General features: G+C 64.8%; 13 protein-coding genes. 8 read left to right on the forward strand and 5 right to left on the reverse strand.

Features of this window, described 5'->3' with window-relative positions; genetic code table 11:
* Positions 1 to 62: 62 nt before the first annotated feature.
* The 5 genes from IGS74_RS07430 to pqqE all read left to right on the forward strand — a co-directional run bounded on the left by IGS74_RS07430 (position 63) and on the right by pqqE (position 4395).
* Positions 63 to 1073: an asparaginase gene (locus tag IGS74_RS07430; protein ID WP_192390448.1), complete on the forward strand. Its 1011-nt coding sequence runs from the start codon at positions 63 to 65 to the stop codon at positions 1071 to 1073.
* A 244-nt stretch (positions 1074 to 1317) separates the two neighbouring features.
* A complete protein-coding gene (pqqB, locus tag IGS74_RS07440; RefSeq protein WP_192391533.1) occupies positions 1318 to 2232 on the forward strand; it encodes a pyrroloquinoline quinone biosynthesis protein PqqB in 915 nt (304 codons plus the stop codon).
* Positions 2229 to 2987: a pyrroloquinoline-quinone synthase PqqC gene (pqqC, locus tag IGS74_RS07445; protein WP_192390449.1), complete on the forward strand. Its 759-nt coding sequence runs from the start codon at positions 2229 to 2231 to the stop codon at positions 2985 to 2987. The genes pqqB and pqqC overlap by 4 nt, the downstream gene beginning before the upstream one ends.
* Positions 2984 to 3262, forward strand: coding sequence for a pyrroloquinoline quinone biosynthesis peptide chaperone PqqD (gene pqqD, locus IGS74_RS07450; protein ID WP_039188879.1), 279 nt, complete (start codon positions 2984 to 2986; stop codon positions 3260 to 3262). The genes pqqC and pqqD overlap by 4 nt, the downstream gene beginning before the upstream one ends.
* 5 nt (positions 3263 to 3267) lie before the next feature.
* On the forward strand, positions 3268 to 4395 hold the full coding sequence (gene pqqE / locus IGS74_RS07455) for a pyrroloquinoline quinone biosynthesis protein PqqE (protein WP_246723126.1): 1128 nt from the start codon (positions 3268 to 3270) through the stop codon (positions 4393 to 4395).
* Here pqqE and IGS74_RS07460 read toward each other — a convergent pair.
* Both IGS74_RS07460 and IGS74_RS07465 read right to left on the reverse strand, forming a co-directional pair.
* A complete protein-coding gene (locus IGS74_RS07460) occupies positions 4390 to 5481 on the reverse strand; it encodes a magnesium transporter CorA family protein (RefSeq protein ID WP_192390451.1) in 1092 nt (363 codons plus the stop codon). The genes pqqE and IGS74_RS07460 overlap by 6 nt on opposite strands.
* Positions 5482 to 5493: 12 nt before the next feature.
* Entirely contained in the window at positions 5494 to 5844 is a 351-nt protein-coding gene (locus tag IGS74_RS07465) for a DUF2267 domain-containing protein (protein WP_192390452.1), read from the reverse strand.
* Positions 5845 to 5939: 95 nt separating this feature from the next.
* Between IGS74_RS07465 and IGS74_RS07470 the strand changes: the two genes are divergently transcribed.
* Positions 5940 to 7466 carry a helicase HerA-like domain-containing protein gene (locus IGS74_RS07470; protein ID WP_192390453.1) on the forward strand — a complete coding sequence of 509 codons (1527 nt, stop codon included), beginning with the start codon at positions 5940 to 5942 and terminating at the stop codon, positions 7464 to 7466.
* A gap of 15 nt (positions 7467 to 7481) precedes the next feature.
* Here IGS74_RS07470 and IGS74_RS07475 read toward each other — a convergent pair whose 3' ends face one another.
* Entirely contained in the window at positions 7482 to 8189 is a 708-nt protein-coding gene (locus IGS74_RS07475) for a L,D-transpeptidase (protein ID WP_192390454.1), read from the reverse strand.
* A 154-nt stretch (positions 8190 to 8343) separates the two neighbouring features.
* Between IGS74_RS07475 and IGS74_RS07480 the strand changes: the two genes are divergently transcribed.
* Both IGS74_RS07480 and IGS74_RS07485 read left to right on the forward strand, forming a co-directional pair.
* Complete coding sequence (locus IGS74_RS07480) at positions 8344 to 9246, forward strand: branched-chain amino acid aminotransferase (protein WP_192390455.1); 903 nt, start codon at positions 8344 to 8346, stop codon at positions 9244 to 9246.
* Positions 9247 to 9328: 82 nt separating this feature from the next.
* Entirely contained in the window at positions 9329 to 9931 is a 603-nt protein-coding gene (locus IGS74_RS07485; protein ID WP_039188884.1) for a superoxide dismutase, read from the forward strand.
* A 75-nt stretch (positions 9932 to 10006) separates the two neighbouring features.
* Here the strand turns inward: IGS74_RS07485 and IGS74_RS07490 are convergent, their stop codons facing one another.
* Together IGS74_RS07490 and msrB are read right to left on the reverse strand one after the other, a co-directional pair.
* Positions 10007 to 12103, reverse strand: a complete 2097-nt coding sequence (locus IGS74_RS07490) for a S9 family peptidase (RefSeq protein WP_192390456.1) — start codon at positions 12101 to 12103, stop codon at positions 10007 to 10009.
* A 67-nt stretch (positions 12104 to 12170) separates the two neighbouring features.
* Positions 12171 to 12593: a peptide-methionine (R)-S-oxide reductase MsrB gene (gene msrB / locus IGS74_RS07495; RefSeq protein WP_039188886.1), complete on the reverse strand. Its 423-nt coding sequence runs from the start codon at positions 12591 to 12593 to the stop codon at positions 12171 to 12173.
* Positions 12594 to 12652: the final 59 nt, after the last annotated feature.

The raw sequence follows: 12652 nt of genomic DNA on the forward strand, positions 1-12652 counted from the left end.
CTGGCGCGGGCTTGGCGCGGCTGTTACAGCGACGGCACATCCGGCAGGCGAGGTAAGGTGAGATGGCCGATCCGATGATCATCGAGGTCACGCGCGGTGCGCTGGTGGAAAGCCGCCACCGCGTGCATGTCAGCGTCGTGGACGCGGCTGGGCGCACGGTGGCGGCGCTGGGCGACGTGGACCGCGCCGTCTTCCCGCGTTCGGCGGTCAAGGTCCTGCAGGCGCTGCCGCTGATCGAGACGGGGGCCGCCGATGCCTCCGGTTTCACCGACGAGGAGCTGGCGATGGCCTGCGCCTCCCATTCGGGCGAAGACGCCCACGTGATGACGGCACGCGAAATGCTGGCCAAGGGCGGCCTGGACCCGGCGCAACTCGAATGCGGCTGCCACTGGCCCTTCGATCTGCCGGTCGCGCTGGAGCTTGCCCGCACCGGCGGCACGCCGACGCCCCTGCATAACAACTGTTCCGGGAAGCATGCCGGCTTCCTTTGCACCGCCGTCCATATGGGCGAGGAGACGGCAGGCTACGTCCTGGCCTCCCATCCGGTGCAGTGGCGCGCCCGCGCGGCCATTGCGGAGACGACCGGCATGCAACTGAGCGAGGACGCCAGCGGCACCGACGGCTGTTCCATCCCCACCTACGCCGCGCCCCTGTCCGGTTTCGCCATGGCCTTCGCGCGGATCGTGGCAGGGCAGGGCATCGATGCCGGCAGGGCCGAGGCCGGACAAAGGCTGATCCGTGCGTGCATCGCCCATCCCTTCGAAATGTCGGGTACGGGCCGCAAATGCAAGGCGTTGATCGAAGCGGGGCAGGGGCGCGTTTTCGTGAAGACGGGGGCGGAGGGCGTATTCTGCGGCGCGGTGCCGGAGCTGGGTCTCGGTATCGCATTGAAGGCCGAGGACGGAACGACGCGCGCCGCCGAAAGCGCCGTCGCCGCCGTATTGGCCGGCCTCTTCCGAAAAGTGGACCGCGACCTTGCGGAAACATTCGACGGACAGGCCCGCACGACGCTGCGCAACTGGGAAAAGCAGAGCGTCGGCGAGGTGCGGCCGGACCGCCCCTGGAACTTCTGACCGGGTCCGGGAAGAATTCTCGCCTTTACGTGATCGTACAGGTCTTTAATATTGCCATTCAGTGGGCACCTATTACGAGACGTAACGCGGGCATTCTGCGCGCGTCCGAGTATGGGAGACTATGATGGCCTGGAACAAACCCGCTATCGTGGAAGTATGCGTGGCGATGGAAATCAACGGCTACATGCCGATTGAATTCTAATTGCCCGAGCAAGTAGTCGATCGCCGGCGGTCGGAAGGCCGCCTGCGGTTGACCGTGCTGGGTTCCGCTGCCGGGGGCGGCTACCCGCAGTGGAACTGCAATTGCGACGTCTGCGCCCTTGCCTGGCGCGGCGACCCGAGAGTGCAGGCGCGGACCCAATCCTCAATAGCTGCGACAGCCGATGGCGAGCGATGGCTTCTCGTCAATGCGTCTCCGGACCTGCGCCAGCAGATTCTGTCGACGCCGTCGATGGCTGCCAGTGCCGCCGCGGCGCACGGACAGCGGCGCGCCTCGGCGATTGCCGCGGCCCTGGTGACGAATGGCGATGTCGACCACGTGGCCGGTCTTCTGACCCTGCGCGAACGCCAGCCCTTGTCGCTCTACGGAACCGCCGGAGTCATGGATGTGATCTCTGCGAACCCGATCTTCGAGGTCCTGTCCGCCGATTGTGTCGAGCGGATCCGCGTGCCGCTGGACACGCCGTTCGAGCCGGTACCGGGATTGACGGTCGAGATGTTCGCGGTGCCCGGCAAGGTGCCGCTCTATCTCGAAACGGGCGACGTATCCGTGGGCGAGGTCGGTGAAATGACGGTGGGCCTTCGCCTTTCGGTCGGGGGCCGTTCCATTTTCTATATACCGGGATGCGCCGAGGTCACGGATGACGTGCGACGGCGCCTGACCGGTGCGGACGCCGTCCTGTTCGACGGCACCGTCTTCACCGACGGTGAGATGGAGGCGGCCGGCGTCGGCGCCAAGACCGGTCGGCGCATGGGCCATGTCCCCATTTCCGGGCCGGGCGGAAGCCTCGAGGCTTTCGACGGGCTCGGCATCGGCGAAAAGATCTATATCCACATCAACAATACGAATCCGATCCTCGTCGAGGGATCGGAAGAACGCGACCGCGTGGAGGCGCGCGGCTGGCGTGTCGCCTATGACGGGATGGAGCTTGTTGCATGAAGCCGCTTCTGAACGCGGATGAATTCGAGGCGGCGTTGCGGCAGATCGGCGCCGAACGGTACCACAACCTGCATCCGTTCCATCGCCTGCTGCACACCGGCAAGCTGTCCAAAAGCCAGGTGCAGGCCTGGGCGCTCAATCGCTACTACTACCAGTCGATGATTCCGGTGAAGGACTCCATCATACTCAGCCGCCTGGCGACGCCGGAGCTGCGCCGGGAATGGCGCCGCCGCATCATCGATCATGACGGAGACGGCAAAGAGCCCGGCGGCATCGAGAAGTGGATCGCACTCGGACGGGGCGTCGGGCTGGACGAAGCCTATGTCGTGGCCGGGAAGGGCATCCTGCCGGCCACCCGGTTTGCCGTGGATGCCTATGTGCATTTCGTACGGGACAGGACGCTTCTGGAGGCCGTGGCCTCGTCGCTGACCGAGCTGTTCTCACCCACAGTCATCGGCGAGCGGGTGCGCGGCATGCTGGAGCATTATCCGTTCATAACGCGGGAAACCCTTGCCTATTTCGACAAGCGGCCCGTGCAGGCGAAACAGGATTCCGACTTCGCCCTGCATTATTGCATCCACAACGCCCGCCGGCCGGAAGAGCAGGAAGCGGTGATGAACGCCCTCCGCTTCAAGTGCGACGTGCTTTGGGCGCAGCTCGACGCGCTTTATTTTTCCTATGTCGAACCTGCCATGATCCCGCCCGGGGCATGGCGGCCCGGTAGCGGCCTTGCCTGCGGGGAGACCGGGCAATGACCGGCCTTGCAGACGATCTCGTGCCGCGCTTTCCGCACGGCGTGCGGTTTCGCGAGGACAAGACGCGCGGGCGCCACATTCTGGTGGGGCCGGAGCGCATCTTCGAGGCGGACGGCGTTGCGACGGAAATTTTGAAACGGGTGGATGGCAGGCGTACACTGGATGAAATCGTCGCCGATCTTGCCGCGAATTTCGCTGCCGATGTCTCGGTGATCCGGCCGGATGTGGAGGGGTTCCTGTCCGAACTGGAAGAGAAGCAATTGGTGGTCCTATGAACGAGATGCCGAATCCACGGGCCATGCCCGAGCCGCGCCCGGCGCCGCCCGCGCCGATCGGCGTCCTGGCAGAGTTGACCCATCGCTGCCCCTTGCGCTGCACCTACTGCTCCAACCCGCTCGAGCTTGAAACGCGCTCCTCGGAATTGTCGACCGACGACTGGAAACGCGTCTTCGATCAGGCGGCCGAGATGGGAGTGATCCACGTTCATCTGTCCGGCGGGGAGCCGACGGCCCGGAAGGACATCGTGGAGCTGACGGCCCACGCGGCGGCTGCCGGCCTGTACACCAATCTCATCACGTCCGGCATCGCGGTGGGAGAGGACATGCTGGACCGTCTCCTGGACGCCGGGCTCGACCACATCCAGTTGTCGATGCAGGGCGCCGACCCGGAGATCACCGAACGCGTAGGCGGGATGAAAGGGGCATACGAGCGCAAGGAAGCCTTTGCCCATGCCGTCGTCGCGCGGGGGTTTCCGCTGACGTTGAACGCCGTCATCCATCGCCAGAACATTCATCAGGTGCCCTTGATGATCGACAAGGCGCTGGCGCTGGGCGCCAAGCGGCTGGAGGTGGCGCATACGCAATATTACGGCTGGGCGCTGAAGAACCGGGCGCAATTGATGCCGCGCCGAGAGGATGTGGACCTGACCATCGAAGAGATCACCGCCGCGCGCGACGCATTGAAGGGGCGGCTGGCCATCGATGCCGTCTTTCCCGATTATTACGCGCGCTTTCCGAAGCTGTGCAATGGCGGCTGGGGCCTGCGGACCTTCAGCGTGACGCCGTCCGGCATGGTGCTGCCATGCCATGCCGCGCAGACGATCAAGCATCTGGAGTTCTGGTCGGTACGGGACCGATCGCTGCAGGAGATCTGGTCGGCGTCTCCGGCTTTCGAAGCCTATCGCGGCACGGGCTGGATGAAGGAGCCCTGCGCCAGTTGCGAACGCAAGATGATCGATCTGGGCGGATGCCGCTGCCAGGCCCTCGCACTGACGGGCGATGCCGCCAATGCCGACCCGGCCTGCATCAAGTCGGCCTTCCACGAGCGGGTCAAGGACATGGCCGTGACCGAGGCCGCGTCCCGCGACCCAAGCCCGGCCACCTACCGGCAGTATGGGCGGGCCCTATAGCCAGCGCTTGTAGCGGAAATAGGCGAGCGGCAGGATCGCCGAGACGAACATGCCGCCGATGGCCAGGGGATACCCGAAATTCCACGACAGCTCCGGCATGTCGTGGAAGTTCATTCCGTAGATCGAGGCGATCAGCGTCGGCGGCATGAAGCCGACGGCCGCCACCGAGAAGATCTTGATGATCGCGTTCTGCTCGATCGAAATCATGCCGACCGCCGTATCCAGCAGGAAATTGGTCTTGTTGTTCAGGAAGGCCGCAAAATCGTTGAGCGACTGTATATCGCGCGACATCGCCTTGATGCGTGTCTTGAGTTCCTTGGGCGCCTTGCGCCGGTCGAAGGCAAGCTGCGCGAAAGGCAGCATCCTGTCGAAGGTGGCCAGCGCCTCGCGCGTGCGGGAGGCCAGGTCGGCGCAACGGCCGATCTGCCGCAGCATCTCCTTGTAACGGGCATTGGCGATCGGGGCGCGCTGCTCCGATGACTGGAAAATGTCCTTGGCCGTGTGGTCGAGGTCGATCGCGGTGACTTCCAGAAGGTCGGCGACACGATCCACCACCGTCTCCAGGAGGCCAAGCAGGATGACTTCCGGGCGCGGCGCGCGCGCCGGCTTGCGGGCGGGCCTTGCCGTTGCCGACTTCGGAGCCGCGCCGTCTTCGGGCGGACCGGCGGCCTCGTCCTCCTCGGGCATCGGCGGCAAGGTCAGGTCCAGCGATACCGGCTCGCGGCACAGCTTGGCCGCATACAACTCGAAGCTGCGCGGTTCGCTGTAGCGCAGCGTGACGAGCGAGGTGCGCGCCAGGATGAAGGTGACGGGCGCAAACTGCGCCACGCCGGTCGCCTGGCGGCCATGCGGCAAAACTAGTGTCATGAAGTCGGCGTCGTCCTCGGTGTAGAGGCGGCTCGAGACTTCGATTTCACGCATCTCCTCCGGCGTCGGAACGTCGATGGCAAGATGCTTCTCGATGGAGGCGACCTCTTCCGGCGTTGGATCGAAAAGATCGAGCCAGATGGCGTCGGGCGGAAAATCCGGGCCCGCCGTGGCGACGGGGCGCATCCGCCCATCGGAGAATACGTAGGCGAGGATCATCGCGAAAGCCGCTCAGATGAACTGGGCGAGCGCGGGCACCGAGGCGATGGCCTTGTCCACCGTTTCGTCACCGGCATGATCGCGCGCGACGGCGACGAAGCTTTCCGCCACGTCGCGGATCTGCTCCATGTCGAGGCCCATCCCCATCAGGCGGGCCCCCAGGCCCATGATGCCGCCGCTGCCGTCATAGCCATCGGCCGCTGCCATAGCCTCCGTTGCCCCGGGCGTGGCCGAAACCATACCGCGCAGCGAATCGTCTTCGCTTTCCGCGTGCATGTAGGCGAGGATGTATCCAACGGCCTGACGGGCATCGCTTTCCGAAATCTCGGCCGCAGCTGATATACGGGAGAAGAGATCGTCCATTTCTGGTAGTCCTGACTTTGGCGATCGTCCGGCGACCCGCCGGGCACGGCGGGACCATGGCAAAGGCTGGCACGAACGGCAAGCGGAGGGTGAACATGCAAGAAGACGGTCAGCTGTTTCTTGGGGCGAGTGTGTCCGATGGGGTGCCGGTGCCCGAGGAACTCGTCCTGAGATACGCAAACCGCCACGGCCTCGTCACGGGCGCGACGGGTACCGGCAAGACGGTGACGCTCCAGGTGCTGGCGGAAGGGTTCTCCGCAGCGGGCGTTCCGGTATTCTGCGCCGACGTGAAGGGCGACCTGTCCGGTCTGGCGGTGCGCGGCGAGCAGAAGGATTTCCTCGTCAAGCGGGCCGGCGAGGTAGGTTTGAACCCCTATGTGAACGACTATTCCCCGGCGATTTTCTGGGATCTCTTCGGGGAGAAGGGCCATCCGGTTCGCACGACCGTATCGGAGATGGGGCCGCTTCTCCTGTCGCGGCTCATGGACCTGTCCGAACCACAGGAGGGCGTGCTCAACATCGCCTTCCGCATCGCGGACGAGCAGGGGCTTCTGCTGCTGGACCTGAAGGATCTTCAGGCGATGCTGACCCACGTCGCCGAGCAGGCCGACGAAATCTCGCGCCGGTATGGCAACGTGGCCAAGGCAAGCGTCGGTGCGATCCAGCGCCAGTTGCTGGTTCTCGAAAACCAGGGCGCCCGCAATTTCTTCGGCGAGCCGGCCATGGCGATCGACGACCTTATGCGCGTCGATCGCGAGGGACGTGGCTATGTGAGCGTGCTGGCGGCCGACAGGCTGATGTCGAGCCCGCGCCTCTATGCGACCTTCCTTCTGTGGCTCCTGTCGGAACTGTTCGAGGAAATGCCCGAGGTGGGCGACCCCGACAAACCCAGGCTCGTTTTCTTCTTCGACGAGGCGCATCTGCTGTTCGACGATGCGCCCAAGGCATTGGTCGACCGCATCGAGCAGGTGGTCAAGCTGATCCGGTCCAAGGGAGTCGGCGTGTATTTCGTGACGCAGAACCCGATGGACGTTCCCGAAAGCGTGCTCGCCCAGCTCGGCAACCGTGTGCAGCATGCGCTGCGCGCCTATACCCCGCGCGAGGAGAAGGCCGTGCGCACGGCGGCCTCGACATTCCGACCCAATCCGCATTTCGACACGTTCAAGGCCATCACCGAGCTTGGCGTCGGCGAGGCGCTGGTATCGACACTCGGCAAGGGTGGCGTGCCGAGCGTCGTGCAGCGCTGCCTGATCCGCCCGCCGGTCGGGCGCGTGGGGCCTCTGGACGATGCCGAACGCCGCGCCGTCATGAGCGACAGCCCGGTGCGTGGCCGGTACGATACGGCGGTCGACCGGGAGTCCGCCTACGAAATCCTCAATCGGCGGGCCGACGAGAAGCTGGCAGAGAAGACGGCCGCGCAGGGGCAGGAACGCCGCCTGCCGATACCCGATTTCGGTGACGCACCGCAGACGCCGCAGCCGGCGCCGCGACGGCGCGCCTCCGGCTATCAGCGGCAGACGGTGACGGAGGCAATCATGAAATCGGTAGGCCGCACCGTGGCCACCACGGTCACCAATGCGGTGCTGCGCGGCATCCTCGGGGGCTTCCGGCGCGGGCGTTGAACCCGCGCCGGCTGCTTAGACCGTTATCGCACCGCTCTGCTGGTTGACGATCACCGTCGCCCCATCGGCTGCGCGATCGTAAAGATCGATGATGTCGTGGTTCATGAAGCGCACGCAGCCGGACGACACCGCCTTGCCGATCGTCCACCATTCCGGCGTTCCGTGCAGCCGGTACAGCGTATCCTTGCCGTTCTGGAACAGGTACAGGGCCCGGGCGCCCAACGGGTTCATAAGGCCCGGTTCCATGCCCTGGCGGTACTGTTCCAGCTCAGGCTGGCGCGCGATCATCTCGGACGGCGGCGTCCAGCGCGGCCAGCGCCGCTTGAACTGCACACGGGCGCGGCCGTCCCACGCAAAGCCGTCACGGCCGATGCCGACGCCGTAGCGCATGGCCGTTCCACCGGGCTGGATCAGGTAGGCGAAGCGCGTTGGCGTATCGATGATGATCGTGCCCGGCGCCTCCGGCCCGTTATAGGCCACCTCGCGGCGCAGGAACTGCGGGTCCATGCGCTTGAGGTCGATCGCGGGAATCGTGAAGCCGCCGTCCTCGATCGGGCCATAGGCCGCCAGATACTCGGGCGGCAGGTTGCCCCGGCTAGGAGTATCGGCAATGGATGCCCGGTTCGCGGTCGTGCAGCCCGCGAGCGCGAGCGCGGCACTTGCCCCCAACCCCACCAGCAGATGACGCCGGGTGAGGCCGTTGAAATCGATGATGTCCGTCATGTCCCGCCTTGATCGTCGAACGCTGTAGAACTCGAATTCCCTCGAACGGTAACCGCCAAAGGTTGCAAATGTTCCACCAACCGATGCCGCAGCGTTGGCACGCCTGTGCAAAGGGCCTATCACTCGCCTCGAACGACGATACAAGGAGACCGCAATGGCCATCGAATTCTCGCGGACCGTCACCTTTTTCCAGGGCGAATGGCTGGAGGGAAATCCAGCCCTGGTGGGACCGCGCAGCCATGTCTTCTGGCTGGGTTCCTCGGTGTTCGACGGGGCGCGCTGGTTCGACGGACTTGCCCCGGATCTCGACCTGCATGCCGCACGCGTCAATCGCTCGGCGCTGGCACTGGGCCTTCAGCCCACGGTCGAGGCGGCGGAGATCGTGCGTCTTGTGCATGAGGGCCTGGCCAGATTTGACGGGAAGACCGCCGTCTACATCCGCCCGATGTACTGGGCGGAGGATGGCGGCTACATGGGCGTGCCGGCCGATCCGGCGACGACGCGCTTCTGCCTCTGCCTCTATGAGTCGCCCATGATCGCCTCGTCCGGGTTTACCCTCGGCATATCCAGCTTCCGCCGCCCGACGCCCGAGACGATGCCGACCGCCGCCAAGGCCGGATGCCTCTATCCCAACAACGCACGCGCCATCATGGAAGCGAAGGCAAGGGGATTCGATAACGCGCTGGTGCGCGATGTGGTTGGAAATATTGCCGAAACGGGCACGTCCAACATCTTCATGGCGAAGGACGGTGTCGTCTATACGCCGGTGCCGAACGGCTGCTTCCTCAACGGGATCACCCGCCAGCGCGTGATCGGCCTGTTACGGGACGACGGCGTGGAGGTGATCGAAAAGAGCCTTTCCGTGGAAGACTTCATGCAGGCGGATGAGATATTTTCCACGGGCAACCACTCCAAGGTCGTTCCGGTGACCGGCATCGAAGGGCGCTCGCTGACCGTCGGAGCCTTTGCCGAGCGGGCACGCGAACTCTATTTCGCCTTTGCGCGCCAGGGCAAAAATTCCGCTGCCGGGCTGCAATTGGAAAAGGCGGGCGGCTGACAAATGGGGCATCCGCGCCTAATTAGAACACTCATCGGACTTCGTCCGAGCGGAAGATCACGATCTGAAGGGAATTGACGAAATGGCTTTCACCCTGCCTGAACTGCCCTACGCCTACGATGCGCTGGGGCCGTACATGTCCAAGGAAACGCTCGAATTCCACCACGACAAGCACCACAATGCCTATGTGGAAATGGGGAACAAGCTGGCGGCGGAAGCCGGCCTCGGCGATGCCTCCGTGGAAGAGGTGGTCAAGCAGTCTTTCGGCAAGAACCAGCCGCTCTTCAACAATGCCGCGCAGCATTACAACCACATCCATTTCTGGAAATGGATGAAGCCGAACGGTGGTGGAAAATCGTTGCCGGGCAAGCTGCAGACGGCCTTCGATTCCGATCTCGGCGGCTACGACAAGTTCCGCACCGATTTCATCGAGGCAGGCAAGGGCCAGTTCGGTTCGGGCTGGGCGTGGGTGTCCGTCAAGGACGGCAAGCTGGAAATCTCCAAGACCCCGAACGGCGAGAATCCGCTGGTTCATGGCGGCACGCCCATCCTCGGTGTCGACGTCTGGGAGCATTCCTACTACATCGACTACCGCAACCTGCGGCCGAAGTACCTGGAGGCTTTCGTCGATAATCTCATCAACTGGGATTACGTGCTGGAGCGCTACGAGGCCGCTGCGCGCTAAGCGCTGTACGGACCTTCTGCAAAATGCCAAGGGCCCTCCCGGCGCCGTCGCCGGGAGGGCCCTTTGCGTTTTTCCCTAGGTATCCCGGCCCGTGACGGCCAGCGCGAAGGCGTAGACGAGGGCCGTTTCTTCCAGCCGGGCAAACCGGCCCGAGGCGCCGGCGTGGCCGGCATCCATGTTGGTCTTCAACAGCACGGGCCTGTCGCCCGTCTTGAGCTTGCGCAGCCGGGCAACCCACTTGGCCGGCTCCCAATAGGTTACGCGCGGGTCGGTCAGGCCGGCCAGCGCAAGGATGGGTGGGTAATCCTTCGCGGCGACATTGTCATAGGGGCTGTAGGCCGCGATGCGCACGTAGTCGGCTTGCGACGCGATCGGGTTGCCCCATTCCGGCCATTCCGGAGGGGTGAGGGGCAGAGTGTCGTCGAGCATCGTATTGAGCACGTCGACGAAAGGAACCGCGGCGACGATTCCGCCGAACGCCTCGGGAGCGATATTGGCGACGGCGCCCATCAGCATTCCGCCCGCCGAGCCGCCATGCGCGACGATGCGCTCATGCGCGGTGTACCCTTCGGCAACCAGATGGCGCGCTGCTGCGATGAAGTCCGTGAACGTGTTTTCCTTGTATTCGCGCCGGCCCTGTTCGTACCAGGCGAAGCCCTTGTCCTTGCCACCCCTGATATGCGCGATGGCCCACACGAACCCGCGATCGACGAGCGACAGGGCGTTCGAGTTGAAGCTGGCGGGGATGGTTATGCCATAGGCGCCATATCCGTACAGGAGGCAGGGGGCGCTGCCGTCGAGCGGCGTATCGCGGCGATACAGCAGGGAAACCGGCACGAGCTCGCCATCGGGCGCCGGCGCCATGACGCGCCGCGTGACGTATTCGGCGGGGTTGTGGCCGGACGGAACCTCCTGTGTCTTGAGAAGCCGCCTTTGGCGACTTTCCACATCGTACTCGAAGGTTTGCGTCGGCGTCGTCAGCGAGGAGTAGGTGAAGCGGATGATCGTCGTATCGAACTCGTAGGTGCCGGACAGGCCGAGCGCGTAGGCTTCCTCGTCGAAGGCGACGGAGTGCTGCTCGCCGTCCGCCAGCCGGTGCACCACGATGCGGGGCAGGCCATCGCGCCGCTCCAGCCAGACAAGGTGACGCCTGAGCACGAAATGCGACAGGATCAGTCGTCCGGGCTCATGCGGGATGAGATCCGTCCAGGCGTCGCGCCCCGGCGTATCGGCCGGCGCGGTGACGATCTTGAAGTCCTTGGCCCCGCCGGCATTGGTCAGGATGTAGAGGATGCCGCCGCCCTCGTCGACGCTGTACTCCACCCCTGTTTCACGCGGCGCCACGAGGCGGGGTGCGGCTTGCGGATCGCCGGCCGGAACAAGCCAGACCTCCGATGTTTCGTGATCGTGCAGGTCGATCGTCACGAAGGCGCGTGACTGGGTTTCACCCGCATTCATGAAAAAGCCTGCATCCGTCTCTTCGAAGACCAGCCGGTCGGCCTCGGCGGGCGTGCCGAGCCGGTGGTAGAACAGCTTGTCCGGTCGGTGGCTGGCATTCATCCGCGTGTAGAAGAAGCCGTCCGAATCGGCGCTCCACGTCGCATCGCCGCCCGTTTCGCCGATGCGCACGTCATCGTCCGAGCCGGTGGCAAGGTCGCGGACCGCGATCGTGTAGAATTCCGAGCCCTTGTCGTCGTAGCTCCAGGCCAGCCGCGCATGGTCGGGGGCGTGCGTCGCGGTGCCGAGCGAGAAGTAGATGCGCGCACCGGCTTCATGCGGCACGTCCAGCAGCACTTCCTCCGCTCCTCCGTCGCGCGGGGTCCGGATGAAGCGGGGATATTCCGCGCCGGTTTGATAGGAGATGCCGTAGGCGAAGGGCCCGTCCGCCGCCGGAACCGAGGAATCGTCTTCCTTGATGCGCCCGCGCATCTCCGCGATCAAACGCTCGCGCAGGGGCGCGGTCGGGCGAAGCACCTGCTCCTGGTATGCGTTTTCGGCCTCCAGGTAATCGCGGATCGCCGGATCCAGCAGGCTTGTGTCGTGGAACATCTCCTGCCAGTTCCCTGCCCGCAACCAGGCATAGGGGTCGATACGTTCGATGCCGTGGATCGTATGGCTTTCCGGGCGCTCGGGCGCCACGGGCGCGACGGCGCCGGCGGGGATTTTCAGCATGGGACTCTCGTGTGGGGGGCAGGGAAAAGGGTAAACGGGCCGGACGATCCGGCCCGACGATCGGGGTTCACTCGCCTTCCGGCATGAACTCCATGGCATAGCCGTTCATGCAATAGCGCAGGCCGGTCGGCCGGGGGCCATCCTCGAACACATGGCCAAGATGCGCATCGCAATCGCTGCAGCGCACTTCCGTGCGCACCATCCCGTGGGAGCGGTCCACCACTTCCACGACGGCCCCATCCTCGATCGGCTCATAGAAGCTGGGCCAGCCGGTGCCCGACTCGAACTTCGTCTCCGCGTCGAACAACGGCCGGTGGCAGCATACGCAAGCGTAGGTGCCATCTGCCTTCTGGTCCCAGTTCGGGCCGGTGAAGGGCCGTTCGGTGCCATGTCCGCGCGCGACGGCATATTGTTCGGGTGTCAGGATCGCGCGCCATTCCGCGTCCGTCTTGTCGACTTTCAGCTGGCGATGCGTTGCGTTTTCCATCATCTTTCTCCGTGAAAGGCGTCGTCACCGGTCAAGTAGTCCCGCAAGGGCATCCTCACAAG

The sequence above is a fragment of the Aureimonas sp. OT7 genome (assembly GCF_014844055.1).
In the GTDB taxonomy this organism is placed as follows: domain Bacteria; phylum Pseudomonadota; class Alphaproteobacteria; order Rhizobiales; family Rhizobiaceae; genus Aureimonas; species Aureimonas altamirensis_A.

Coding starts and splice junctions, on each gene's coding strand:
- IGS74_RS07430 (WP_192390448.1), top strand. CDS start 63: ATGGCCGATCCGATGATCATCGAGGTCACGCGCGGTGCGCTGGTGGAA.
- IGS74_RS07480 (WP_192390455.1), top strand. CDS start 8,344: ATGGCCATCGAATTCTCGCGGACCGTCACCTTTTTCCAGGGCGAATGG.
- msrB (WP_039188886.1), bottom strand. CDS start 12,593: ATGATGGAAAACGCAACGCATCGCCAGCTGAAAGTCGACAAGACGGAC.
- IGS74_RS07460 (WP_192390451.1), bottom strand. CDS start 5,481: ATGATCCTCGCCTACGTATTCTCCGATGGGCGGATGCGCCCCGTCGCC.
- pqqC (WP_192390449.1), top strand. CDS start 2,229: ATGAAGCCGCTTCTGAACGCGGATGAATTCGAGGCGGCGTTGCGGCAG.
- IGS74_RS07470 (WP_192390453.1), top strand. CDS start 5,940: ATGCAAGAAGACGGTCAGCTGTTTCTTGGGGCGAGTGTGTCCGATGGG.
- IGS74_RS07465 (WP_192390452.1), bottom strand. CDS start 5,844: ATGGACGATCTCTTCTCCCGTATATCAGCTGCGGCCGAGATTTCGGAA.
- pqqD (WP_039188879.1), top strand. CDS start 2,984: ATGACCGGCCTTGCAGACGATCTCGTGCCGCGCTTTCCGCACGGCGTG.
- IGS74_RS07475 (WP_192390454.1), bottom strand. CDS start 8,189: ATGACGGACATCATCGATTTCAACGGCCTCACCCGGCGTCATCTGCTG.
- IGS74_RS07490 (WP_192390456.1), bottom strand. CDS start 12,103: ATGCTGAAAATCCCCGCCGGCGCCGTCGCGCCCGTGGCGCCCGAGCGC.
- pqqE (WP_246723126.1), top strand. CDS start 3,268: ATGCCGAATCCACGGGCCATGCCCGAGCCGCGCCCGGCGCCGCCCGCG.
- IGS74_RS07485 (WP_039188884.1), top strand. CDS start 9,329: ATGGCTTTCACCCTGCCTGAACTGCCCTACGCCTACGATGCGCTGGGG.